The sequence below is a fragment of the Nitratireductor sp. GISD-1A_MAKvit genome, assembly GCF_040819555.1.
GTDB lineage: Bacteria > Pseudomonadota > Alphaproteobacteria > Rhizobiales > Rhizobiaceae > Nitratireductor.
The window spans coordinates 3,217,185-3,241,667 of sequence record NZ_CP161920.1 but is presented as its reverse complement, the minus strand read 5'-3'; the positions used below and the strand labels follow the sequence as shown (position 1 = coordinate 3,241,667).

Below are 24,483 nucleotides of genomic sequence, written 5' to 3'. Positions count from 1 at the left end.
AATATAGAGCGTCATTACGGACGTTTCGGGACATGCAATCGGGAGGATAAGCATGAAACCATTTTCCGTCAGAAAACTGGCCCTGGCGGCTGCCGTTGCGGCAACCGGGCTCATCGGGGCCTCGGCTTCGTCATTGGCGCAGGAGGTGACGCTCAGGCTGCACCAGTTCCTGCCGCCGCAGGCCAATGTGCCAAAGCTGGTGCTCGACCCCTGGGCCGACAAGGTGGAGCAGGAATCGGGCGGGCGCATCAAGATCGAGCGCTATCCCGCCATGCAGCTTGGCGGCACGCCGCCGCAGCTCTACGATCAGGCGCGTGACGGCATCGTGGATATCGTGTGGACCCTGCCGGGCTCCAATCCGGGCCGCTTCCCCTCGACTGAAGTGTTTGAACTCCCCTTCATGATGACCAATGCCGAGGCGACCTCGCGCGCCTATTGGGACCTGTTCGAAAAGCACATGAAGGACACCGAGTTCAAGGACACCCATGTGCTGGGTGTCTGGGTTCACGGCCCCGGCATGCTTCACTCCAAGGAGCCGATCGAGACGCTTGACGATCTGAAGGGCATGAAGGTTCGTGCGCCCACGCGCATCATCAACTCGCTGCTCGGCCAGCTTGGCGCGACCCCGGTGGGCATGCCGGTGCCACAGATCACCGAGGCGCTTTCCAAGGGCGTGATCGATGGCTGCGTTATCCCGTGGGAAGTCACGCCGGCGCTGAAAGTGCCGGAGCTGGTGTCGAACCATACGGAGTTTGGCGGCGACCACGCGCTTTATACGACCACCTTTGTGCTGGCGATGAACAAGGCGAAGTATGACAGCCTTCCCGATGATCTGAAAAAGGTGATCGACGACAATTCCGGTCAGGAATTTGCGGCGTTCGCCGGAAAGACGCAGGCAGGTGCGGATGTTCCCAGCCGGAAGATCGCCGTTGATCGTGGCAACAACATCATCGAGATCAGCGCCGAAGACACCGAGACCTGGAAAGAGGCGGCGGCCCCCGTCTACGAACAGTGGGTGGCCGAGATGAAGGAAAAGGGGATCGACGGTCAGATGCTGATCGACGAGGCCCGTGCCCTGATCGACAAATACACCAGTCAGTGAGGCTGAACCGACCAGATGAGACGGGGCAGGCTGCAAGGCCTGCCCCGTTTTTTGGGACACGCTATTGTGTGGAGGCCAAGCTTGCGAAGGCAGCAACCGCTGGCTAACGTTTTCAGGCCCGGCGCAACAATGACAAAACCAGGCAGGAACGCCATGGGACGCGAGATGGAACGGGACGGGGCATGAGATTATCGATCATCGTTGTCTGGCTGGCCAGGGTGATGGCCATTCTGGGCGGCATCGTTCTGGCGGCGGTCATCATCATGACCGTTGCGAGCATCACCGGCCGCGCGCTGGTGTTTCTCGGTCTCGGCCCGGTTCCCGGTGACTTCGAACTCGTGCAGGCCGGGGTCGGCTTTGCGGTGTTCGCATTTCTGCCCTGGTGTCAGCTCAATCGCGGCCATGCCACGGTGGACATCTTCACCACATTTCTGCCCGCCAGCGTGAACCACGTGATCGATCTGGTGACCGAGATCATCATGACGCTGGTGCTGGTTCTGATCGCGCGCCAGCTCTATTACGGCATGCTCGACAAGCTGAGCTACAGCGAGACCACCTTCATTCTCCAGTTTCCGCTGTGGTGGCCCTATGCGGCCTGTTTTGTGGCAGCGGTCATTGCGGTGATCATATCGTTCTACATGATCCTCGTGCGCTATCGCGAACTCAAGGTGGGCACGCCCATGCCCAGGCCGGGAGAGGGGAGCGTCCATTGACCAATCTTGAAATCGGCCTCTGGTCCTTTCCGCTTCTCCTGCTTCTTATCTTTCTGCGCCTGCCCATCGGTCTGGCGATGCTCCTGTGCGGGCTGGGCGGAAGCTGGATCGTCTTCGGCAATGTCACGCCTGTGCTCGCCAAGCTGAAGAACGAAACCTATTCGACCTTTTCCGGCTACTCGCTCTCCATCGTTCCGCTGTTTCTGCTGATGGGGCAGTTTGCAACGCTGGGCGGCATGTCGCGGGCGCTGTTCAAGGCGGCTGAAACCTGGATGGGGCACAAGCGCGGCGGTGTTGCCATGGCGGCAGTGGGTGCGTGTGCGGGCTTTGGTGCGATCTGCGGTTCGTCGCTGGCGACGGCAGCCACCATGAGCCAGGTGGCGCTGCCGGAACTGCGCCGCTACGGCTACTCCGGCGCGCTGGCCACGGGAACGCTGGCGGCAGGCGGCACGCTCGGCATTCTCATTCCGCCATCGGTGATCCTTGTCATCTATGCGATCCTGACCGAGCAGAACATTGCCAAGCTTTTCGTCGCCGCTTTCGTGCCGGGCGTTCTGGCGGCCTTCGGCTATATGCTGGCGATCTCGATCTATGTGCGGCTGTGGCCGGACTCGGCCGGAACGCGCGAGCGCGCACCCTATTCGGAGCGGATGCGGGCGCTGCTCGATGTCTGGCCGGTGCTGGTGGTGTTTCTGGCGGTTGTCGGCGGCATTTATCTTGGCGTTTTCACACCGACGGAAGGCGCTGCCGTGGGGGCCGCCGGCACCGGGCTGATCGCGCTCGTCAATGGCGGGCTGACCCGCGAGACGTTTGTGGAATCGATCCTCGCCACGGCAACCGCCACGGCGATGATCTTTTTCATCGTGCTGGGGGCAGGCTTCTACAACTCGTTTCTGGCGCTGGCGCAGGTGCCGCAGCAGATGGCGGCATTCGTGAGCGAGCAGGGTTACAGCCCGTGGATGGTGCTGACGCTGATCCTGCTGCTTTATCTCGTGTTTGGCTGCGTTATGGATTCGCTGTCGATGATCCTGCTCACCATCCCGATCTTCTTCCCCATCGTGACGGTTCTCGATTTCGGGCTGGGGCCGGAAGAGTTTGCCATCTGGTTCGGCATTCTCGTTCTGATCGTGGTGGAGGTTGGGCTGATCACGCCGCCGGTGGGCATGAACCTTTTCGTGCTCAATTCAATGGCGAAGGACACGCCGATCTCGGCCACCTATCGTGGTGTGATGCCCTTCGTGATCAGCGACATTGTGCGCGTGGCGCTCCTGACGCTCTTCCCGGCGATCTCGCTGTTCCTGATGCGCTGGCTTTACTGATGAGGGTGAATTTATACGCATAAAATTTTTAATAATGAAGTCGTGTTAGGTAAATATTAATCTATTATTGCGTTAATTTTTATTTAATATTAAAACGTACTAAAATTATAGGTAGGGGGAGAAAATATGGAGTGCGCAATCGCGTGGGTTCAAATTTTATCGGCAATTGTGTTCCCACTCGTCATATTGGTAGTGTTCTTAAACAGAAAATATACACAAAAGGGTATTGGTGTTCGTATTGTTCAATTTACGGCTGCAGCGATGTTCATCCCTGGGATTGTTATTTTAGCAACTGGAAATTACATCGGTGGGGAAACAAGTGCTGCGCTTGTTGGCGCATTTATCGGGTACTTGTTTTCTAACATAAGCGCTTTCGATGATAAGAAGTAGCTTAAAACGCAATATAGAGCAGCGGAGTGAGGAGGCCGGAAGCCGGTCTACTTATCTCCGCAGCCGATAGCGATCGATACTAACCCTCAAAGACCGCGTTCGCGGATGATGCCGTAGAGATTGGCCGAGCGCGTGCCGCTGCGGCAATAGGCGAAGACCGGGCCGGGCAGTTCCTTGAGGGCCGCTGCCATGTCTGTCACATCGTCGAGCGTCATGGCACCGGAGACGACCGGCACATGGCGGAAGGCGAGGCCCGCTTCTTCGGCAGCCTTTGAAATGGTCTCGACCGCGGGCTGGCCGGCATCCTCGCCGTCCGGCCGGTTGCAGACGATGCTCTTGTATCCGGCCTGTTTGATGGCGGCGATATCTTCGGGTGCGATCTGCGGTGACACCGCGTAGTCGTCCGAGATCTTCTTGATATCCATGGTTTTCCTCACTTGTGACACGTTATAGGGGCGCAATTGCCTAGACGAGATCGCCGAATCCACCGCCTGTCAGCGCGAGCTTACGCAGGATGGGAGCGGGCTCGAAGACGGGATTGCCGGTCTTTCGGTGCCAGTGCTCCAGCCGCTCGACGATGGTCTTGATGCCGAAGCGCTCGGCCCAGAACATCGGCCCGCCCCTGGCGACCGGGAAACCATAGCCATTGACCCAGACGACGTCGATGTCGGAGGCGCGGGCGGCGATGCGTTCTTCGAGGATTTTTGCACCCTCGTTGATCATCGGGTAGAGGGTGCGCTCGGTGATTTCATCCGCACTGACTTCGCGGCGTTCGATGCCAAGCTCGGCGGCCTTCTTCTCGATAAGCTCCTGAACGAAGGGATCGGGCTTTGGTGTGCGGGAGCCTTCCTCATAGAGATAGAAGCCGCGCCCGGACTTCTGGCCGAAATGGCCGGCCTCGCACAGCGTGTCGGCGATGGGGGCGGTTAGGCCCTGCGACTGACGGTGCTTCCAGCTGATGTCGAGACCGGCGAGGTCGACCATCTGGAACGGACCCATGGGCCAGCCGAAATCGGTGAAAACCTTATCCACCTGTTCGGGCGTCGCGCCGGAAAGGAGCAGGTCCTCGTTCTGCTCGCGCCGGGCGGCGAGCATGCGGTTGCCCACAAAGCCGTTGCACACGCCGACCACGACCGGAACCTTGCCGATTTTTCGGGCGAGCGCGAGCGCCGTCTTGATGACATCGGGGGCTGTCTCTTCGCCGCGCACGATCTCCAGAAGTTTCATCACATGGGCGGGCGAGAAAAAGTGGAGGCCGACCACATCCTGCGGACGCTTCGTGGTGGCGGCGATCTCGTTCACATCGAGATAGGAAGTGTTGGAGGCGAGTATGGCGCCGGGCTTCAGCACGCCGTCGAGCGCGGTGAAGACCTGGCGTTTGACGCCCATATCCTCGAACACGGCCTCGATGACGATGTCGCAATCGGCAAGGTCGGCATAGTGGGTGGTGCCGGAGATGCGCCCCGTGCGGGCCTCTTTTTCCTCAGCCGTGATGGAGCCGCGCTTTACCGATCCCGAATAGGTCTTGTCGATGTGGGCGAGACCGCGCGCGATGGCGTCCTCGTTCATCTCCAGAATGGTGACGGGAATGCCGCCATTGGCGAGCGCCATCGCTATGCCCGCACCCATGGTGCCGGCACCGATGACGCCGGCGCGCGCGATCTTTCGTACCTCGGTCTCGCGGGGAATGCCGGGCACGCGGGTTGCCTCGCGGGTGGCGAAGAAGAGATGGCGCTGGGCGGCGGATTCTTCGCTGTCGCGGCGCTCCAGAAAGAGCTCGCGTTCGCGGTCGAGTGCTGCGTCGAACTCCATGGTGATGGCGTTGCGGACGGCTTCTGCCGCCGTGTGCGGCGCGATGAGACCGCGCGCTTTTTTCGTCGCTGCCTTCACGGCCTCATCGAAGGCGGCGAGCTCGACGGCAAGTTTTTCGGTGCGCGCGCGGATATGGATGTGCGGCTTCCCGGATGCCGCCATGTCGCGGGCGAAGGCCACGGCCTCGGCCAGAAGGTCGCTCTCGGCCACGCGGTCGACGGCACCGAGCCGGGCGGCTTCGCCCATGCCGATGGGCTTTCCGGAAACGATCATCTTCAGCGCGGCTTCTGGCCCGACCAGACGCGGCAGGCGCACCGTGCCACCGGCACCGGGAATGAGGCCGAGATTCACCTCGGGCAGGCCGATCATCGCGGACCTGTCTGCAATACGGTAGTGGCAGCCGAGTGCCAGCTCCAGCCCACCGCCAAGTGCGGTGCCATGGATCGCGGCGATGGTGGGCTTGTCGATGCTTTCCAGCTTTTCGATCAGGTCGGGAAGGCTTGGCTCCTTCGGCGGCTTGCCGAACTCGGAAATGTCGGCACCGGCAATGAAGGTGCGACCCGCGCAGGTGATGACGATGGCCTGAACCGCATCGTCTGCATTCATCTCGCCAAGCGCCTCGAAGAGCGGTGCGCGCAGCGCGTGGCCGAGTGCATTGACCGGCGGATTGTCGAGGGTGAGGACGGCAATGCCATTGTCGCGGGTGATCTTTACGGTGTCGCTCATTCAGAGTCCTCTTGTCATCCTATATGCGGGGCGCGGCGGCTCAGGCGTTGGGTGTTGTTTCGCGCAGAAAATCTGCAATCAGGGCGGCAGTCGCCTCGGGCTGTTCGATACAGGGCAGGTGGCCGGCATCTGCAATGATTTCGAAGCGGGCACCTTCGATGAGGTCCGCGAGTTCCCGCACCAGATCGGGTGGGGTTGAGCCGTCCTGATCGCCGACGATGCAGAGCGTGGGTAGCTTCAGGGCGCGGGTGGATTCGGTGAGATCGGCGTCACGCAGGGCCGAGCACGTGCCGGCATAGCCATCGACCGTGGTGCGGGTGAGCATGGCCGTGTAGCCGACGAAAGCATCGTTGTCCGGTGCGCGGAAAGAGGGCGTGAACCAGCGCTGGAGAATACCGTCCGCAATGGATGCGATGCCTTTTTCGTTTACGGCATCGATCCGGCTGTTCCACAGATCGTCGTGGCCTATTCTATGGCCCGTGTCGCAGAGCACGAGGCGGGAGACGAGATGCGGCCAGCGCGCGGCAAGCCCCTGCGCGATCATGCCGCCAACGGACAGGCCGACGATGGTCGCGCCTGTGATGTCGAGATGACCGAGCAGGGCTGCGAGATCGTCGACGTGATCCGTCAGCGCATAGGGCTGAGGCGTGGCTTCGGAGAGACCATGGCCGCGCTTGTCATAAAGGACGATGCGGTAGTCGGCTTCCAGCCGTTCAACGACGGCATCCCAGATGCGAAAATCGGTTCCGAGCGAATTGGAAAACACGAGAACCGGCTTGCCGACCGTTCCGCGTATTTCGTGATGAATGACGACGCCGTTCACACGCGTGAAGTTCATGCACCTGCCTCCCATGGTTTGCCGCAAGGCGGCTTCTGTATGGGAGAAGGGGAGGGCGTCGTCAATGATTTGAAGATTGAAACGGCGTCAGCCCGCCATCTTCATGGTGACTTCGCCATTCAGCGAATTGGAGACAGTGCAGCGGGCCTTGGCGCGCTTGATGAGCTCCGCGCACTCTTCCTCGCCGGGCATTGTGTCGAGCGAAACGGTGGCGTCATAGCTGCCGATGCGGTCGGGCAGATCCTCGGCCTTCTTGCCGGAAACCTCGACAGAGACCTGCCCGACATCGATCTTCATCTCCTGCGCGGCGTGATGGAAGGAGAGAGCAAGGCAGGCACCGAGCGCGGAGATCATGAAGTCGACGGGCGTGCCAGCCTCTTCCGTGGAAGGCGAGGTGATGGCGACATTCTGTTTAGGCGCGGTGTCGACATGGATCACCTTGCCGGGGCCGATGGCTGTGGTGAAGGGGCCATAGGTCTTTGCTTTGATGCGGATCGCCATGTGAAACTCCAGAAAGGCAATTCAGATCGCTCACATGTAGTGATGTGGCGTGACCGCGTCCAGCGACAGAGGCTCAGGGGCTGTCTTCCCGCTGATGAGATGGCTCGTCTTCGATCAGGATGCGCTCGGCCGCGCCGTCGAGGTCGTCATACTGGCCGCTCTTGAGCGACCAGAGGAAGGCGGCGAGGCCGGCGGCTCCCAGAAAAAGCGCTATCGGGATCAGCACCACGAGATTGGTCATTGCGTTGCCTCGACATGGGATTGCCCGGTCATGCCGTGACGACTGCCAGCGCGCAGGCGCAGCGCATTGCCGATCACGACCAGCGAAGAGAGCGACATGGCAATGGCCGCCACCAGCGGCGTGACATGGCCGAGAACGGCGATCGGCACGGCCAGAACATTGTAGGCAATGGCGAGGCCGAAATTCTGCCGGATCAGACGGCCGGCGCGGCGCGACACGTCACGGGCAAGCGGCACGGCCAGCATGGTCTCGCGCAGGAAAACGAAATCGGCGGCGTTGCGGCCAATGTCTGCCGCCGTGGCAGGCGCCATGGAGACATGCGCGGCGGCGAGGGCGGGGGCGTCGTTCAGCCCGTCGCCGACCATCAGAACCTTGCGGCCTTCGGAAGCGAGCGCACGCATGCGCTCAAGCTTGTCGCCGGGAAGGACGCTTGCCTGAAAGTGATCCACGCTCAGCCTGGCAGCGATGTCGCTCACCTGTTCGGCGCTGTCCCCGGAGATGATTTCGACGGCGACGCCGTTTTCTTTCAGGTGAGAAATTGCCTCTTTCGCCCCGGGGCGAAGCCGGTCCTCGAAACGGAACGTGGCATATTTCTCGCCATTGCAGGAAAGGACTGTGCCGCCCGCGTGATTCTCATGCGCATTCGGGCTGCCGAGCGACCACCCTGCACGGCCAAGCCGCCAGACGGTCTCGCCCGCGCGGGCTTCGATGCCGAGGCCGGGAATTTCCTCGACACTGTCGAACGCGTCAGTCGCTCGCACCGAACCGGCGGCGCGCAGAATGGCGCGCGATAAGGGGTGACGGGAATGCGCGGCAAGGGCGGCGGCGGTGGCGAGCGCCTGCGGTGTGACATCAAAGGCATTGCGCAGTTCGGGGATGCCGAGCGTCAGTGTGCCGGTCTTGTCGAAGACGGCGGTGTCGACTTGGGCGAAGCGTTCCATCGCCGCGCCATCCTTGACCATGATGCCGTTTTCAAAAAGGCGCCGCGCGGCGACCACCTGAACGATGGGAACGGCGAGACCGAGCGCGCAGGGACAGGTGATGATGAGCACGGCGATGGCGATGGTGATGGCGCGGTGCCAGTCGCCGCTTGCCACCATCCAGCCCAGAAAGGTGAGGAAGGCGGTGGCATGAACGAGGGGCGAATAAAGTGCGGAGGCGCGGTCTGCCAGTCGGCGATAGCGCGCGCGCCCGCCTTCGGCGGCCTCCATCAGGCGCATCATCTCGGCAAGGAAGGAGGTGTCGGCGGTGGCGGTTGCTTCGACGGTCAACGGCTGGGTGAGGTTGAGCATGCCGGCGCGCACATCCGCACCGGGTCTTACCGGTTGCGGCGCGCTTTCGCCGGTGGCCATGGAGCAGTCGAGCTCAGACAGGCCGCTTATGACCACGCCATCGACGGGCACGCGTTCACCGGCCGCCACGATCAGCGTCATGCCGGGCGTGATCTCCGGCAAGGGCAGGTATTCGCGTCCACCATCTGCGGCAATGACCAGTGCACCGCGTGGCGCGAGACGCGCGAGCCCCTTTACGGCGGTGCGGGCGCGCTCGCGCATCACGTGGTCGAGCGTGCGGCCGATCAACAGGAAGAAGAGAAGCGAAACGGACGCATCGAAATAGGCATGCTGGCCGCTGTTGACGGTCTCGTAGAGGCTGAGCCCATAGGCCAGCGAGATGCCAAGCGCGATGGGTACATCCATGTTCATGCGTCCGTGGCGGAGCGCATTGAGGGCCGAGCGGTAGAAAATGCCACCGGCAAACACCAGCGCGGGCAGGGCGATCAGCGCGGACAGCCAGTGAAAGAGATCGCGCGTTGCCTGTTCGGCACCTGACCAGACGGAGACGGAAAGAAGCATGATGTTGCCGGCGGCAAAGCCGGATACCGCGACGGCGCGGATGAGCTGGGAGAGAACGGGGTCCCTGCCGGTTTCCACACTGTCGAAAAGGTGGGCGGCGTAGCCGAGCCTGTTCAGCGTGTCGATGATGGGCGGCAGTGCCCCCTCTCGCCATTTCACGCTGACACGCTTGGTGGAGAGATTGACGCGCGCACCCGCCACGCCATCGAGCCTGCCGAGGGCGGTTTCGATTGTCTGAATGCAGGCGCCGCAATGAATGCCGGGAACGGAAAGATCGGTCTGTTTCAGCCCGTCTCCGACAGAACGGCTCGCGAGAACAAGTTCTTCGGCGCGTGGACCGGCTTCACGCGCCTGTTCGGCTTCCAGCGCCATTTCGGTGCCGGGGGCGCAGCAGCTCATCTGAGTTCTCCACCGGCAATGGTGATGCGACGCACATCGCGGAAGGGATGGGCAAGCCCCGCTTCTGCAGCGATGTTGATGACCCAGGTGCCGTCTCCGGGACCGTGATCGACGCCGAAGCCGCCATCGGGTCGACGTTGCATATGAAGGGTAACGTCTTCGTCGGCGGTGACCGGGCGGTGCATGACCATTGTGACGGCGTCCAGCGGAATCGGATCGCCGCTTGCATCCAGCAGGCGGTAGGTAATCGCTTCTCCTTCAACGGAAAGCTCGCCCTTCCAGCCGAGTGCTGCCTGCTGGCGGCCTTCCTCCGCGCGCTCGTTGAAGGTCTGGCTCGCCACATAGGTGTTTTTGACGATCAGGCCGGTCCAGCTCGACTGCGCGTAGAAGGCCATGGTCAGGTTGACCGTGATGATGACGCAGAAGAAGGCGACCATGATGGCGAGCATGTGCCAGCCGGTGAATTCCTTCTGTTTCTGCACTTTGCCGCTCATCGTGAACCCTCCGGGATGTTGAAGCTTGCCCTGTAGACATCGCTTTCGAAACTTGCCTTGTCTTCGACGACGAAGCGGAATGAGGTGTCTGCCGCGCTCAGCCGGTCTGCCGGCAGGGTGACGAAAATGCGCACCTCGCGCAGACGGTCGGGATCGACAGGCACGGCTGCAGAACGGTCGTCCGGCTGGTCGAGCCCGACCACGTTCATCGTTGCGCCCGGGAGGCCTTCGAGTGAAACGAGGATGACGCGTGGTTCCGGGATCATGTTCAACAGCTTGACCGTATAGCCATTGCGCACCGAGCCATCCGACAGAAGGACATATTGCGGATTGCGATCGTGGAGCACGTTGACCTCCAGCCGGTCGCGGGTGAGCAGGGCATAGAGCATGACGAGGCCGACGAGCGACCACGCGCCGAAATAGACGAAGGTGCGCAGGCGAAAGATCTTGCGCCAGTGGAAATGCGCGACCTTTTCCGAGAGCCCGCCACCCTGCCGGCGCACGCGGCCTGGATTGATGGTTTCCGTGCCGCCGGCTGTCGCCAACGCCATATTGGCGTTGTAATCGGAAAGCGTGGCGTAGGAGATGAGCCCACGCTCGCGACCGAGCTTGTCCATCACGCCGTCGCAGGCATCGATGCACAGCGCGCAGGTGATGCATTCGAGCTGCTGGCCGTCGCGGATGTCGATGCCCATGGGGCAGACGGCAACGCAGGCATTGCAGTCCACGCAGTCGCCCACGGTTTTGCCCTCGGCGGCCGCCTTCTTGGCGTGACGCGAGCGGGGCTCGCCGCGCCAGTCATTGTAGGTGACGGTGAGCGAATTTTCGTCGAGCATAGCGGCCTGAATACGCGGCCACGGGCACATATAGGTGCAGACCTGCTCGCGCATGAGACCGCCGAACACATAGGTCGTGGCGGTGAGAACGGCGATGGTCAAGTAGGCCACGGGCGCCGCCTGGCCGGTTGCAAGATCGATCAGAAGCGATGGCGCGTCGGCAAAATAGAAGACCCACGCGCCGCCGGTCGCCACGGCGATGAGCACCCAGATCAGGTGTTTTGCGGACCGTTTGACGAGCTTTCTGGCGGAGAGCGGCGCGGCATCGAGTTTGATGCGGGCATTGCGGTCGCCTTCGATTGCGCGCTCGACCACGAGAAAGAGGTCGACCCAGACCGTCTGCGGGCAGGTATAACCGCACCATGCCCGGCCCACCGTGGAGGTGATCAGGAAAAGGCCGATGCCGGCCATGACAAGCAGGCCGGCGATATAGAAGAATTCCTGCGGCCAGATCTCAATGAAGAAGAAGTAGAAGCGCCGGTTGGCGAGATCGATCAAAACCGCCTGATCTGGCGCATAGGGCCCGCGATCCCAGCGCAGCCATGGGGTGAGATAGTAGATGCCGAGCGTGACGAACATGATGATCCACTTGAAGCGGCGGAACTGCCCGGATGCGCGTTTTGGGAAGATTTTCTTGCGTGGAGCGTAGAGCGGCTGGCGTTTGCCGGCAGTGTTCACCGCTTCGGCGTCGATGCGTTCGACTACGGTCCGGGGGGCGGTGCTGCTGGCTGCGTTTTCGGTGGCAAGTGTCATTTCTGCGGCTCGCAAACTGCTCTTTGAGCCTATCGTCTAGCGGCCGGAAACATCTCGGGCATTGATCCCGATCAAAGCGGGAGGCTGCGAGGCCGAACCCCGGCCTGTGTGGCCGGGATTAGCTGTGCGTGTGGGTGTGTCTACTCGCCGCCGCCGAGCGAGTGAACGTAGACGGAAAGCTGCTTGACCGTCGGGTCGCCAAGCCGCTCCTGCCAGGCCGGCATGACGCCATGCTTGGGCTGGCGCACCTGTGCGGCGATCTCGGCTTCGCTCGATCCGTAGAGCCAGATTGCATCGGCAAGGTTCGGCGCGCCGAAGGTCACGTCGCCCTGACCGGCATCGCCATGGCAGGAGGCGCAATTGTCGGCGTAGACCTGCGCACCGGCTTCGGCCAGAGCCGGGTCGGACGGTGTTCCGGTGAAGGAGACCACATGGGCCGCAACCTGACGGATCTCCTCACGGCTCAGAATGTCGCCGAAGGCCGGCATTTCGCCAAAGCGCGTGTCGTCGTCGCCATCGAAGCGCACGCCATGCGCGATGGTGTGATGGATCGCCTCGATGTCGCCACCCCACAGCCAGTCGTCGTCGTTGAGGTTCGGGTAGCCGGCAGAGCCCTGCGCGCCGGACCCGTGGCACTGCGAGCAGTTGACCTTGAAGGCGGCGTCACCGGCTGCGGTGGCAAAACGGCGCAGCGTTTCGTCGGCGAGGATTTCATCCAGCGGCTTTTCGGCGATGGCTGCGCGCAAATCCGCCTGCTCAGCCGAGACGGCCTCCATGGTGGTGGTAAGTTCCTGCCGGCTCGAATAGCCGAGAACGCCCTTGGTGGCGTCGCTGATCAGCGGCCATGCCGGGTAGGCGATGGTGTAGCCGATCGACCACACGATGGTGGCGTAGAAGGTCCACACCCACCAGCGCGGCATGGGATTGTCGAGCTCGCGAATGCCGTCCCACTCATGACCGGTGGTCGAGACGCCGGAGACCTCGTCGATATGTTCTTTCTCACTCATCTCAATCGTCCTTCAGGGGAATGCGGGCGGCTTCCTCGGCGCTTTTTCTGCTTCCCGGGCGGAAGGCGAAAAGAACCGTACCGACGAAGAAGACGGCCATGAAAAGAAGGCCCCAGCTATCGGCGAACTGGCGAAGCGCGGTATAGGCTTCCATGATCTTTTCTCCTCAGCGGTAACCGGCGGCTTCGTCATAGGTCGAGAAATCGACCAGCGTGCCGAGCATCTGCAGATAGGCGACCAGCGCGTCCATTTCGGTGAGTGCATCGGGATTGCCGTCGAAATCGCCGAGCACCGCCTTGGGATAGCGTTCTTCCAGACCGGACGTGTCCGCGTCGGGATCGGCCTGGGCGCGCAGATCCGCATTGGCGTTGGCGATCATGTCTTCCGTATAGGGAACGCCGACACGCAGATTGGCGATCAGCTCGGTCGAGAAATCGTTGATCTCGAGCGGCGTGTCCTTGAGGAACGCATAGCTGGGCATGATCGATTCCGGCACCACGGAGCGCGGCTCGATCAGATGATCCACATGCCACTCGTTGGAGTATCTGGCGCCGACGCGGGCGAGATCCGGTCCCGTGCGCTTCGACCCCCACTGGAAGGGATGATCGTACATGGATTCGGCGGCCAGGCTGTAATTGCCGTAGCGCTCCACCTCGTCGCGGAAGGGGCGGATCATCTGGCTGTGACAGGTGTAGCAGCCCTCGCGGATGTAGATGTTGCGACCGGCGAGCTCCAGCGGCGAATAAGGGCGCATGCCCTCCACCTTCTCGATTGTGTTCTCCAGATAGAACAGAGGCACGATCTCGACGATGCCGCCGATTGTCACCACCAGGAACGACCCCACCAGAAGGAGCGTGGCGTTCTTTTCGATGATCTTGTGTTTGTCCAGCAATGCCATCGTCAGGGCTCCTTAACCGGCACTTTGAAGGGAAGGGGCGGGTTGGGCGACGGCGCCGCCGATCGGCTCTTCCTTGCGCTCATGGCCAAGGATGGTCATGGCCAGATTGTAGGCCATGACGATGCCACCGAGCAGGAAGAGAACGCCGCCCAGCGCGCGCACCACATAATAGGGGTGCATGGCGGCCACGGTTTCGGCGAACGAGTAGACCAGGAAGCCCTGATCGTCGTATTCGCGCCACATCAGGCCCTGCTGGATGCCGGACACCCACATGACGGCCGCGTAGACGACGATGCCGAGGGTGGCGAGCCAGAAATGCCAGGTGACGAGCCGCAGCGAATAAAGCCGCTCGCGGTTCCACAGTTTCGGCACGAGATAATAGAGCGCGCCGAAGGTGATCATGCCGACCCAGCCGAGTGCGCCCGAATGCACGTGACCGATGGTCCAGTCGGTGTAGTGCGACAGCGAGTTGACCGCCTTGACCGACATCAGCGGGCCCTCGAAGGTGGACATGCCGTAGAAGGCGACGGCCAGAACCATCATGCGGATGATCGGGTCGGTGCGCAGCTTGTCCCACGCGCCCGAGAGCGTCATCAGGCCGTTGATCATGCCGCCCCAGGAGGGCATCCACAGCATGATGGAGAACACCATGCCGAGCGTCTGCGCCCAGTCGGGCAGGGCGGTGTAATGGAGATGGTGCGGACCGGCCCAGATATAGAGGAAGATCAGCGCCCAGAAGTGGATGATCGACAGGCGGTAGGAATAGACCGGACGGTTCGCCTGCTTGGGGATGAAGTAGTACATCATGCCCAGGAAGCCGGCGGTCAGGAAGAAGCCCACCGCATTGTGGCCGTACCACCATTGCGTCAGCGCATCCTGCACGCCGGCGAAGAGCGAATAGCTTTTGGAGCCGAAAGGCGAGACCGGCACCGCCAGATTGTTCACCACATGCAGCATGGCGATGGTGACGATGAAGGACAGGTAGAACCAGTTGGCCACATAGATATGCGGCTCCTTGCGCCTGAAGATCGTGCCGAGGAAGACGATGAGATAGGCGACCCAGACGATTGTGAGGAACAGATCCACATACCATTCGGGTTCTGCATATTCGCGGCTCTGGGTGATGCCGAGCAGATAGCCGGTCGCCGCCATGACGATGAAGAGTTGATAGCCCCAGAACACGAACCAGGCGAGGTTGCCGCCGAAAAGCCGCGCCCGACAGGTGCGCTGCACCACGTAGAAGGATGTGGCGATGAGCGCGTTGCCGCCGAAGGCGAAGATCACCGCCGATGTGTGCAGCGGGCGCGTGCGGCCGAAATTGAACCAGGGTTCGATGTTGAGGTCCGGATAGGCGAGCTGCAGCGCGACCAGCACGCCAACCAGAAACCCGACAATGCCCCACAGGGTCGTGGCGATGACGCCATAACGCACCGGGCCATCCATATAGCCATCGGTATCCTGCCTGAGCGGGATCGATGCTGCGCCGGCCGGCGCAAAGCTCGTGTTGCGCATCAATACGATCGCCGATCCAAGCAGGACAAAGAACAGAACCCACATATGGGCCTGAAAGGCTGAATCCTGCGCCAGACCCGCAGCGGCCAGCGCTGCAAACGCAGCCAGGCTGACCAGTACGATCTCGGTGCCAAATCTCATTGCTGTTTCCCCAGTTCAGAAAAGCTTGCGGGAATCCGTTCCCCGATTCTCACGCGTCACACTTCGGGCAATGGGGCCGGCGGCGCCTTGATCTGCGTCAAAGCCAATGGGGCTGCCGCATGAAAAGACGCGCACTGGAAAACAGGGAATGGTTGCCATGCAGCGCGCAGGAGAACAGGTCAGCGGAACAGGGGCTGCCGCCCGCTATGCGGAGGCGGTGCCGCGCTATACGAGCTATCCCACCGCGCCCCACTTTCATGCGGGCGTGACGGGGGAAACCTTTCGTGGCTGGCTGGCCGAGACGGGAGAGGGAGAGGATCTCTCGCTCTATGTGCACATCCCGTTCTGCGACCGGCTGTGCTGGTTCTGCGCCTGCCACACCAAGATGACGCGCCGCTATGAACCGGTCGCCGCCTTTCTCGATGCGCTTTTTTGCGAAATCCGCACGGTGGGTGAGATTCTGGATGGGCGCGGGCGTGTCCGTGCGCTCCATTTCGGTGGCGGCTCGCCGACCATGCTGCGCGCAGACGACATCGTTCGGCTGGGAGCAGCGCTGAAGCGTGCATTCCATTTCGCCAGCGATGCCGAAATCAGCGTGGAACTCGATCCCAACGACATGGATGAAACGCGCTTTGACGCACTCGCTGAAATCGGCATGACGCGGGCAAGCCTCGGCGTTCAGGATTTCGACCCGCGGGTCCAGAAGGCGATCAACCGCGAACAGACGTTTGAACAGACCAAGGCGGTGGTGGACGGCGTGCGGGCGCGGGGTGTGCGGTCGGTCAATCTCGATCTGCTCTACGGCCTGCCGCACCAGACGCTGCAAAGTGTCAGCGACACGATCCGCCAGGCGCTGACACTTTCACCGGACCGGATCGCGCTTTTCGGCTATGCGCATGTGCCGTGGTTCAAGAAGCACCAGACCATGATCGACGAGGCCTGGCTGCCGGGGCCGGAGCAGCGTTTCGAACAACAGCAGGCGACAGCGCGCGTCATTCTGGAAGCAGGCTATCAAACGATCGGGATCGACCATTTCGCAAAGCCGGACGACCCGCTGGCCGTGGCTGCGCGGGAAGGGCGACTCAACCGGAATTTTCAGGGTTATACCGAGGATGCCTGCCGCAGGCTGATCGGTCTTGGCCCGTCGTCGGTGTCGCGTCTGCCACGGGGCTATGCCCAGAACATGCCGGCGACCGCGCAATACGAGCGCAGCGTGCGCCAAGGCGAGCTTGCGACGGTGCGCGGCATTGCGCTCAGCGAAGAAGACCACGCCCGAGCCTGGGTGATCGAACGCCTGATGTGCGATTTCGCGTTTTCAGGGGATGAAGCCATACAGCGGTTCGGTGCCTGCGGGCAAAGGATCGTGGAGGAAGCGCGGGCTCTCTTGCAAGAGCGGGGAAACGCGACGGGTCTGCGGGAACATCGAGGACTGTTCATGGTTGAAAAGGAAGCGCGACCGCTGGTCCGTTCGACGGCTGCTCTCTTCGACCAGTATTTGAAACGGGGAGGAGCGCGTCACTCGGCTGCGGTGTGACGTTCAGCTATTCGACCGCGGCGCTCCTTGCCCGGATTTTTTTTGCAGATTTGAGCCAGCGCAAATTCGAACCTGCCGCCATGCGGTAGGGAAGGTGTAGGCGAGCCCTTTGGTCGCTCGTTCGCGACGCCTTTGACGAACTGCCGTCGTGCAGGAATTGTCGCATGGCTCTACCGTCGGTGCCGCCCGATGGGTCGGTCTGTCACAATCACACGGCGGCGGCCGGACGGATGGGGGGCTCGATCCGTCCGGCCAATCCCGCTCAATCCGTGGACGCGTTGATGCGGCTTCCTGTTTGATTGCTTCGCCTGTCTTCCCCGAGAACCGTTTTCAGCGCTTCGAAGACCTTTGCGTTGGGGCAGAACGAGGGTGGTGTGCAGGCCGACTCTCCTGCGGTTGCCGCCAGCCAGACTGCGCAGGAAACGGCGTTGCGGCACACCTCGCAGGACTGCAGGGCTGCGGCCCGTGTGGGCTGAACGCGTTCTGCGGTGAGTTGCTGGAGGTCGACACTGCAGCGCTCCATCATCCCGTTCATCAGCCTGGCACGCGTCCCGGTGTGGTTTGACAGGCGCTTCATGATAAAATCCCCGGTAAAAGCCCAGTCTTGAGCGTTTCCGTTTGACTGTCTTTGCGCTGCATCAAGTGATGGGGCGGCTTGGGGCCACTTGGGGGAGGGGCGACTGGGGGCTTCCGGCGGTGCCCCGCGTCAGCACGTCACTTGCAGTATCTCTTCGCTGTCGAAATAATGAAGGTGAGAAGGCACTGGTGCGAAGAGGCGAGCGTGGGTCCTGTTTATGATTTGGCCGAACCGGCACGGCGTGCCGGCGCAGCCGGCTATGCCGTGGCCGTGGGTGGAAGCCTTGCCATGCTTCTCGCACTGCTTTGGCTGGACACCGCCTTCAGCAGCATCTGGATACTCTTTCTTGCGTCTCTCGTTGCCCTATATGCGTCGATCTTCGGCGGTCGCGCTGCCGGTCTCCTTGCGGTTGCGCTTACATCCGGGGCCATCGCCATTGTCGGCCTGATGGCGACCATGCCCCTCTCGCTGCCGGTTTTTGCCGCCCTTTTTGCGTTTCTTGTCTTGCTGGCCCATGTCGGTGGAGCCTATTTCAACGCACAGGACGCGGGGCGACAGGTGCGGCGCCAGCTCGATGCACGCGATGCGCATCTGCGTTCGATCCTCGACACGGTTCCCGACGCTACCGTGGTGATCGACACCAGAGGGATCATGGTTTCCTTCAATCGGGCGGCGGTGCGCCAGTTCGGCTATACGGAGGAAGAGGCGCGGGGCAGAAATGTCAGCATGCTCATGCCCGAACCCTATCAGAGTCAGCATGACGGCTACATCGAACGCTACAAACGAACCGGCGAACGACGCATCATCGGTATCGACCGGGTGGTTGTGGGACGTCGCAAGGATGGCTCGACCTTTCCGATGAAGCTGGCCGTGGGCGAAATGCAAAGCGGCGGGCACACCTACTTCACCGGCTTCATTCGCGATCTGACCGAACGTGCTGAGACCGAGGCGCAGATGGAACAGGTGCAGGCGGAACTTGCCCGGCTCGCGCGCCTGAACGAGCTGGGCGAAATGGCCTCGACGCTGGCCCATGAACTCAACCAGCCACTCTCTGCGGTCTCGAACTATGTGCAGGGCTGCAAGCGCCTTCTGAACGATTTCGACCACCCGCTTGCCGAACGTATGCGCGACGCGCTTGAAGAAACCACAAAACAGTCGCTGCGTGCCGGGCAGATCATCCGGCATTTGCGTGAATTCGTCTCACGCGGGGAAAGCGAAAAACAGGCCGAGAACCTGCAAAATCTCGTGGAGGAGGCTGCGGCGCTGGCGCTGATGGGATCACGCGAGCTCGGCATTCGGACCGTGTTCGAATTCGAACCCGAGCTTGGCAAGGTGTTTGTCGACCGGGTGCAGGTGCAGCAGATTCTGATAAACCTGATGCGCAATGCCATGGAGGCGATGCGTGAGAGCGATGAGCGCGAGCTCCGGGTTTCGGTGGCAGCCGATGGAGCCGGTTCGATCGACATCGATATCTCGGATACGGGGTCGGGTGTTCCCGATGAGATTGCCGAAGATCTTTTCAGGCCGTTCGTTTCGTTCAAACGGGGCGGCATGGGGGTGGGGCTTGCGATTTCCAAGAGGATTGCCGAAGCCCATGGCGGCGTGCTGAAACTGACCGAAAGCTCGGCGAGAGGCAGCACGTTCCGTTTCACGCTACCGGCACTGGAAGAACAGGAAATGCAGAATGCCTGAGGACGTGGTGATCCATATTGTCGACGATGAGGAACCGGTGCGCAAATCACTGGCGTTCCTGCTCACCATGTCGGGGCATGCGGCGCGGGTGCATGATTCTGCGACCGGGTTTCTGAAAATCGCACCAGAGCTCGGCAATGCATGTCTCATCACCGATTTGCGCATGCCGGACATGAGCGGTGTCGAACTCCTGCGCCGGCTTGGCCAGGGCGGGAACATGCTGCCGACCATCGTGATCACCGGGCACGGAGACGTGCCGATGGCCGTGGAGGCCATGAAGGCCGGGGCGCTGGACTTCATTGAAAAACCTTTTTCCGACGAGGTTTTGATGGAAGCCGTTTCACGCGCGATCGGGAAGCTGGAGAAGAGACCGCAGGCGGGCGCGGACGCAGGCATGGTGCGCGAGCGGGTTCTGCTTCTATCCGAGCGCGAACAGCAGGTGATGCATCGCATTGTCGCCGGTCTGCCCAACAAGACAATCGCCTTCGAGCTCGATATTTCCCCCAGAACCGTGGAAGTGCATCGCGCCAATGTGATGGCCAAGATGCAGGCCCGGAATCTCCCCGAACTGGTGCGAATGGCGCTGATGGCGGAGGAAGCCACCCCCTGACATCGCACCTTGTGCGGCATTTTGATCCAGCGCAATGCAATGCGGCCCGCTCTGGCTGACAATGCATGCTGCCGTGGCGGATGGCCTACATTCTCCCGGCAGTGGGGAGATGCCGGACGTGGCTGGAATGATTCTCGTGGTGGCGCCTGATACCGCCTTTCGCCTGTCGCTGCGTTTCATGCTTGAAGCGGAGGGGTTCGACGTGGTCGTGCCGAACCGTTTCGATGACGCCTGGCGCCTGCGCGGGAAGGCAGACTGCACGATCGTCGATCATGACACGCTCACGACCGCGGGCGTCTCCGTGACACGGCTTGTGGAAGAGAAAGGACCGGTGATTCTTCTTGCCGACACGCTTGAGGACATGCCGCGGGCCGAACACTTGCGAACCATCCAGAAGCCGCTCCTGGGCAGCGCAGTGGTGAATGCGGTGCACACTCTTCTCGAGGAGGGCAATCGCCTGCAAGATCGCGCACTACGTAGATACCCGTAGGGGACAAACCGAATTTCGCGCGACATTCTTACGGGGCACATATGGGCCGTCACATGACGGAGGCACCCATGTTTGCACAGGCCGCGACCGCCCATACACACACCGCTCATTCCGGAGCAGGCAGGCAGCACGCCGAGATTGGCAGAAGGCCAGCATCCTTTTCGCCCGATCAGCCTCATCAAGTCGTATTTTATGGCGCCAATGAGGAGATCTACGGCCAGGGTGAGCGGGCGGGGGCTCTCTATCAGGTCGAGTTCGGCGCGGTGCGCCTCTATCGCCTTCTCGCGGACGGGCGCCGCCAGATCAGCGCCTTTCACGTGGCGGGCGAGGTTTTCGGTTTCGAGGCCGATGGCCAGCATCATTTCTTTGCCGAGGCCGTGGGGGAGGCGGGTGTTCGCGTCTTCCGTCAGCCGGCGGGGGAAACGAACTGGCGCCAGACGCTGGATGCGGCGCTGGCTGCACTTGTGCGCGCCCAGGAACACCTGCTGGTGATTGGCCGGCAAAATGCCGCCGAGCGCGTTGCGGCCTTCCTGCTTGACATGATGGAACGCCAGAACAGCGACCGCGAGGTGCAGCTTGCAATGTCGCGCACCGACATTGGCGATTATCTCGGCCTGACGATCGAAACCGTGTCCCGCACATTCTCGAAATTCAAATCCAGGGGGCTCGTGCGTCTTGTGAACACACGCACGGTGGAAGTGCTGGATGTCAGCGCATTGCGGGCGATGTGTGACTGAGGGAGGCAGAGCCTATCTCTCTGCTGGCAACACGCTTATTCCTCCAGGGCCACAGCGTGTGGCGAAGCATTCATTCTATAGCTCGATATCAGATGATGCCCCCTCCGGCGATTTCGCGGCTGGAGGTGACCGTTTGTGCATGCTACACACGGGCATGAACAGGCATTGTTCGCTGGGATACGGTATTTTCTTGGGATGCTGAATTTTAAGTCAGTAAACGTTTAGACAGCTGTTTCGTGGCCGTGTCTGCAGTTCACAACAGATTTCCATTGTCACGGGTCAAAGAGGACGAATCGGAATTGTCGTTCTGACAATGTTCGCCTCGGGAATAAGCAGTGTCTGAAAAGCGAAGAATTTCCGTATTGTTGGCAACGTATAACGGTGCCGAGTTTTTGGATGAGCAACTTGCTTCAATTGCCAATCAGGATTGGCCGCACATCGATCTTTGGGTGAGCGATGACGGATCCACGGATGGAACCCGTGCGTGCCTTGAGCGGTGGCAGCGTCAGTGGGTGAAAGGCAGTTTTTTCATACTCGAAGGGCCACAACAGGGCTATGTGGAAAATTTCCGCTCGCTCATGGCCAACGATGCGGTCGAAGGTGCTTTCGTTGCGTTCAGCGATCAGGACGATGTGTGGGACGCAGACAAACTTTCCTGTGCGGTAAGAAAACTTGATGAAGCAGGGGGTGGGCAGTCGGCCATGTATTGCGGCCGCACGCGTCTGGTGGACCGTTTCGGAGCCGAATGCGGATTTTCACCACTGTTTGTGCGCAAACCCTGTTTCGAAAATGCCATTGTCCAGAGTATTGGAGGAGGAAACACGATTGTTCTCAATGCGGCTGCGCACAATCTCGTGCGCGCGAGTGCGTTGAGAACTAGTTTTGTCAGTCATGACTGGTGGTGCTATCAGATCGTTTCCGGAGCCGGCGGGCTGGTGATTTACGATCCGCAGGCGCACATTGCCTATCGTCAGCATGGTGGCAACCTCATCGGGGAAAATCAGGGATGGCGCGCGCGCCGCAAGCGTCTCGTGGCTCTTGCCGAAGGGCGGTTCGCAGGCTGGAACTCGGTCAATATCGCTGCGCTGGAGCAATGCGGCGATCTGCTCAATGATGAAGGCCGACGTGTGCTGGCAGGATTTCGTGCGGTCAGGGAGGCGATGTTGTTGCGAGGCACGTCAAGGTTGTGGCAATGTGGGATACACCGTCAGTCATTGCCCTCCAACATCGCGCTCTACCTGGCCGCGTTCGTCGGAAAGCTTTGACGTGTAACTGGAGGTCGTGTTGAAGGGAATCATTCTGGCCGGAGGGAGCGGAACGCGTCTATATCCGCTCACTCTCGGCGTATCCAAGCAAATTCTGCCTGTCTACGACAAGCCGATGATCTATTACCCGTTAAGCACGCTGATGCTTGCGGGCATCCGCGAGATCCTCATCATCTCCACCCCGCGCGACCTGCCAGTTTTCCGCGAACTTCTGGGCACGGGGGAAGATTTCGGCATCGAGCTTACCTACGCCGAACAGGCCGAGCCGAACGGTCTTGCGGAAGCTTTCATCATCGGGCGCGATTTCATCGGTGACGATTCGGTGGCGATGATCCTGGGAGACAACATCTTTTACGGCGTCGGATTGCCCGACCTTTGCCGCTCCGCGCTGCAGCAGGAGGTGGGGGCTACCGTCTTCGCGTATCGGGTGGACGACCCGCAGCGCTATGGTGTCGTCTCGTTTGACCGTGAAACGGGCGTGGCGCAGACCATTGAGGAGAAACCGCGGGTTCCCAAGTCAAGCTGGGCGGTGACGGGCCTGTATTTTTACGACAACGACGTCGTGGAAATCGCCGCCGGAATCACCCCATCGGAGCGTGGCGAGCTTGAGATCACTGCCGTGAACAACGCCTATCTGGAGCGTGGAACCCTGTGTGTTCAGCAGCTGGGGCGCGGCTACGCATGGCTGGACACCGGAACGCATGACAGCCTGCACGAGGCCTCCGCTTTCGTGCGCACCATCGAGCACCGGCAGGGCATCAAGATCGCCTGTCCGGAGGAAATCGGCTTTCATATGGGCTGGCTGAGCAAGGAAAAGGTGCTTGCGAGAGCCGATATCTTCGGCAAGACCGAATATGGAACCTATCTGAAACGCCGTGTCGAGGAAGGAGAATTGCAGTGATGGAGGTTCGCCCCCTCGGGCTGGAAGGTGTCTTCGAAATCACGCCTGAAAAATTCGGTGACGAGCGCGGCTATTTCTCGGAGACCTACAACCAGGAAAAGCTCGCGGCCCATGGGATCGATCTGGTCTTTGTACAGGACAACCAGTCCTATTCGGCCCGCAAGGGCGTGCTGCGTGGCCTTCACTACCAGCTCCCGCCCAGAGCGCAGGACAAGCTGGTCCGTGTCCTGAAGGGACGCATCTTCGACGTGGCGGTGGACATCCGGCGCGATTCGGCGACCTTCGGACAATGGGTGGGCGTCGAGCTTTCCGAGGAGCGCTGGAACCAGCTGCTCGTGCCAAAGGGCTTTGCCCATGGTTTTGTCACGCTGGAGGAGCACACGGCGCACCGAGGTGACGCTCTATGCTGCACAGCCCGACACGCTGCCGCAGCGGGAGGCCTTTCTCGCCACCGGCGGCTCGGCCTATTTCCTGAAACGGCAGGATATTGTCGAGGGCTCGGAAACGGTCACCGTCGAAATCCGCGATGGTGTCACCGGCCGGATCATCGAGCGACGCGTGCTGCAGTTCGGACAGGATTACCGCATTGATTACATGCAGGGCGTCATCATCCTGAATCGACCGCTCTCCTCCTCCACGGGAACCGATGCTCCGGTTCGAAACGGGGCGCTCGGGGGCAACAAGGTCTATCTGACCGCGCAATACGAGTTCGAACCGGTGGCCGGGGATGTCGACGGCTATGTCTATGGCGGTCGCGCCCAGCACTGGGTGAACGACAGGGTTCGTGTCGGCGTGACCGGCATGAATGAAACGACCGGGCTTGCCGATCAGCAGGCGCTCGGCGCCGATATCGAGCTGCGTCATTCAGAAACCACCTTTCTTGAAGCTGAAATGGCGCATTCCAAAGGTCCCGGCTTTGGCTCTTCACGCTCGACGGATGGTGGACTGACCTCCAGCGATTACGGCACGGCAGGCAGCCGTGACCGCTCGGCCATGGCCTGGCGGGTGCGCGGTCAGGTCGATCTGGAGGACTTAGAAAGCGCCGGCATGAAAGGAACGCTCGGCGGCTATTACGAGGAAAAGCAGGCCGGCTTCTCCACGCTTTACGACGAGGTGGATGTCGACAGGCGGATATGGGGTGC

Annotated in this window: 25 protein-coding genes; 12 read left to right on the top strand and 13 right to left on the bottom strand. The window is 61.3% G+C overall.

The window, feature by feature from the left end; all coding sequences use genetic code 11:
* The first annotated feature begins 52 nt into the window (after positions 1-52).
* The 4 genes from AB2N04_RS16915 to AB2N04_RS16900 all read left to right on the top strand — a co-directional run bounded on the left by AB2N04_RS16915 (position 53) and on the right by AB2N04_RS16900 (position 3,524).
* Positions 53-1,102: a TRAP transporter substrate-binding protein gene (locus tag AB2N04_RS16915; protein ID WP_367715734.1), complete on the top strand. Its 1,050-nt coding sequence runs from the start codon at positions 53-55 to the stop codon at positions 1,100-1,102.
* Between the two features lie 182 nt (positions 1,103-1,284).
* Positions 1,285-1,815, top strand: coding sequence for a TRAP transporter small permease (locus AB2N04_RS16910; protein WP_367715733.1), 531 nt, complete (start codon positions 1,285-1,287; stop codon positions 1,813-1,815).
* Positions 1,812-3,134 carry a TRAP transporter large permease gene (locus AB2N04_RS16905; RefSeq protein ID WP_367715731.1) on the top strand — a complete coding sequence of 441 codons (1,323 nt, stop codon included), beginning with the start codon at positions 1,812-1,814 and terminating at the stop codon, positions 3,132-3,134. Before AB2N04_RS16910 ends, AB2N04_RS16905 begins: the two co-directional genes overlap by 4 nt.
* 126 nt (positions 3,135-3,260) lie before the next feature.
* Entirely contained in the window at positions 3,261-3,524 is a 264-nt protein-coding gene (locus AB2N04_RS16900) for a hypothetical protein (protein WP_367715729.1), read from the top strand.
* A gap of 86 nt (positions 3,525-3,610) precedes the next feature.
* Here AB2N04_RS16900 and AB2N04_RS16895 read toward each other — a convergent pair whose 3' ends face one another.
* The 12 genes from AB2N04_RS16895 to ccoN form a co-directional block, all read right to left on the bottom strand.
* Positions 3,611-3,949: a TIGR01244 family sulfur transferase gene (locus AB2N04_RS16895; protein WP_367715727.1), complete on the bottom strand. Its 339-nt coding sequence runs from the start codon at positions 3,947-3,949 to the stop codon at positions 3,611-3,613.
* A 40-nt stretch (positions 3,950-3,989) separates the two neighbouring features.
* On the bottom strand, positions 3,990-6,062 hold the full coding sequence (locus AB2N04_RS16890) for a 3-hydroxyacyl-CoA dehydrogenase NAD-binding domain-containing protein (protein ID WP_367715725.1): 2,073 nt from the start codon (positions 6,060-6,062) through the stop codon (positions 3,990-3,992).
* A gap of 40 nt (positions 6,063-6,102) precedes the next feature.
* Positions 6,103-6,900 carry a 3-oxoadipate enol-lactonase gene (gene pcaD / locus AB2N04_RS16885; RefSeq protein WP_367715723.1) on the bottom strand — a complete coding sequence of 266 codons (798 nt, stop codon included), beginning with the start codon at positions 6,898-6,900 and terminating at the stop codon, positions 6,103-6,105.
* Between the two features lie 87 nt (positions 6,901-6,987).
* Positions 6,988-7,401, bottom strand: coding sequence for an OsmC family protein (locus AB2N04_RS16880; RefSeq protein ID WP_367715721.1), 414 nt, complete (start codon positions 7,399-7,401; stop codon positions 6,988-6,990).
* 73 nt (positions 7,402-7,474) lie between these two features.
* On the bottom strand, positions 7,475-7,642 hold the full coding sequence (gene ccoS / locus AB2N04_RS16875) for a cbb3-type cytochrome oxidase assembly protein CcoS (protein WP_367715719.1): 168 nt from the start codon (positions 7,640-7,642) through the stop codon (positions 7,475-7,477).
* Positions 7,639-9,894 (bottom strand): copper-translocating P-type ATPase, encoded by a 2,256-nt coding sequence (locus AB2N04_RS16870; RefSeq protein WP_367715717.1) that lies wholly within the window; start codon positions 9,892-9,894, stop codon positions 7,639-7,641. The genes ccoS and AB2N04_RS16870 overlap by 4 nt, the downstream gene beginning before the upstream one ends.
* A complete protein-coding gene (locus tag AB2N04_RS16865; protein ID WP_367715715.1) occupies positions 9,891-10,388 on the bottom strand; it encodes a FixH family protein in 498 nt (165 codons plus the stop codon). The genes AB2N04_RS16870 and AB2N04_RS16865 overlap by 4 nt, the downstream gene beginning before the upstream one ends.
* On the bottom strand, positions 10,385-11,977 hold the full coding sequence (gene ccoG, locus AB2N04_RS16860) for a cytochrome c oxidase accessory protein CcoG (RefSeq protein ID WP_367715713.1): 1,593 nt from the start codon (positions 11,975-11,977) through the stop codon (positions 10,385-10,387). Before ccoG ends, AB2N04_RS16865 begins: the two co-directional genes overlap by 4 nt.
* 140 nt (positions 11,978-12,117) lie before the next feature.
* Positions 12,118-12,984, bottom strand: a complete 867-nt coding sequence (gene ccoP / locus AB2N04_RS16855; protein ID WP_367715711.1) for a cytochrome-c oxidase, cbb3-type subunit III — start codon at positions 12,982-12,984, stop codon at positions 12,118-12,120.
* Position 12,985: 1 nt separating this feature from the next.
* A complete protein-coding gene (locus AB2N04_RS16850; protein ID WP_223004941.1) occupies positions 12,986-13,138 on the bottom strand; it encodes a cbb3-type cytochrome c oxidase subunit 3 in 153 nt (50 codons plus the stop codon).
* A gap of 12 nt (positions 13,139-13,150) precedes the next feature.
* Complete coding sequence (gene ccoO / locus AB2N04_RS16845; protein ID WP_367715709.1) at positions 13,151-13,882, bottom strand: cytochrome-c oxidase, cbb3-type subunit II; 732 nt, start codon at positions 13,880-13,882, stop codon at positions 13,151-13,153.
* A gap of 12 nt (positions 13,883-13,894) precedes the next feature.
* Positions 13,895-15,535: a cytochrome-c oxidase, cbb3-type subunit I gene (gene ccoN, locus AB2N04_RS16840; protein WP_367715707.1), complete on the bottom strand. Its 1,641-nt coding sequence runs from the start codon at positions 15,533-15,535 to the stop codon at positions 13,895-13,897.
* A gap of 157 nt (positions 15,536-15,692) precedes the next feature.
* Here ccoN and hemN point away from each other — a divergent pair, with 157 nt between their 5' ends.
* The gene (gene hemN / locus AB2N04_RS16835; RefSeq protein ID WP_367715705.1) at positions 15,693-17,069 is read left to right on the top strand and encodes an oxygen-independent coproporphyrinogen III oxidase; all 1,377 of its coding nucleotides are present in this window, start codon (positions 15,693-15,695) and stop codon (positions 17,067-17,069) included.
* A gap of 262 nt (positions 17,070-17,331) precedes the next feature.
* On the opposite strand, the gene AB2N04_RS16830 is transcribed toward hemN, so the two are convergent.
* Complete coding sequence (locus tag AB2N04_RS16830) at positions 17,332-17,646, bottom strand: DUF6455 family protein (protein WP_367715703.1); 315 nt, start codon at positions 17,644-17,646, stop codon at positions 17,332-17,334.
* 204 nt (positions 17,647-17,850) lie between these two features.
* On the opposite strand from AB2N04_RS16830, the gene AB2N04_RS16825 reads away from it, so the two are divergent.
* The 7 genes from AB2N04_RS16825 (at position 17,851) to rfbC (ending at position 23,931) form a co-directional block, all read left to right on the top strand.
* The gene (locus AB2N04_RS16825) at positions 17,851-19,338 is read left to right on the top strand and encodes a PAS domain S-box protein (RefSeq protein WP_367715701.1); all 1,488 of its coding nucleotides are present in this window, start codon (positions 17,851-17,853) and stop codon (positions 19,336-19,338) included.
* Positions 19,331-19,948 carry a response regulator FixJ gene (gene fixJ / locus AB2N04_RS16820; RefSeq protein WP_367715699.1) on the top strand — a complete coding sequence of 206 codons (618 nt, stop codon included), beginning with the start codon at positions 19,331-19,333 and terminating at the stop codon, positions 19,946-19,948. Before AB2N04_RS16825 ends, fixJ begins: the two co-directional genes overlap by 8 nt.
* Before the next feature lie 127 nt (positions 19,949-20,075).
* Positions 20,076-20,438, top strand: a complete 363-nt coding sequence (locus tag AB2N04_RS16815; RefSeq protein ID WP_367718841.1) for a DNA-binding response regulator — start codon at positions 20,076-20,078, stop codon at positions 20,436-20,438.
* Positions 20,439-20,506: 68 nt separating this feature from the next.
* Positions 20,507-21,175 (top strand): helix-turn-helix domain-containing protein, encoded by a 669-nt coding sequence (locus tag AB2N04_RS16810; RefSeq protein ID WP_367715697.1) that lies wholly within the window; start codon positions 20,507-20,509, stop codon positions 21,173-21,175.
* A 365-nt stretch (positions 21,176-21,540) separates the two neighbouring features.
* Positions 21,541-22,440 carry a glycosyltransferase family 2 protein gene (locus AB2N04_RS16805; protein WP_367715695.1) on the top strand — a complete coding sequence of 300 codons (900 nt, stop codon included), beginning with the start codon at positions 21,541-21,543 and terminating at the stop codon, positions 22,438-22,440.
* A 19-nt stretch (positions 22,441-22,459) separates the two neighbouring features.
* On the top strand, positions 22,460-23,341 hold the full coding sequence (gene rfbA / locus AB2N04_RS16800; RefSeq protein ID WP_367715694.1) for a glucose-1-phosphate thymidylyltransferase RfbA: 882 nt from the start codon (positions 22,460-22,462) through the stop codon (positions 23,339-23,341).
* Positions 23,338-23,931 (top strand): dTDP-4-dehydrorhamnose 3,5-epimerase, encoded by a 594-nt coding sequence (gene rfbC / locus AB2N04_RS16795; RefSeq protein WP_367715693.1) that lies wholly within the window; start codon positions 23,338-23,340, stop codon positions 23,929-23,931. The genes rfbA and rfbC overlap by 4 nt, the downstream gene beginning before the upstream one ends.
* Positions 23,932-24,483: the final 552 nt, after the last annotated feature.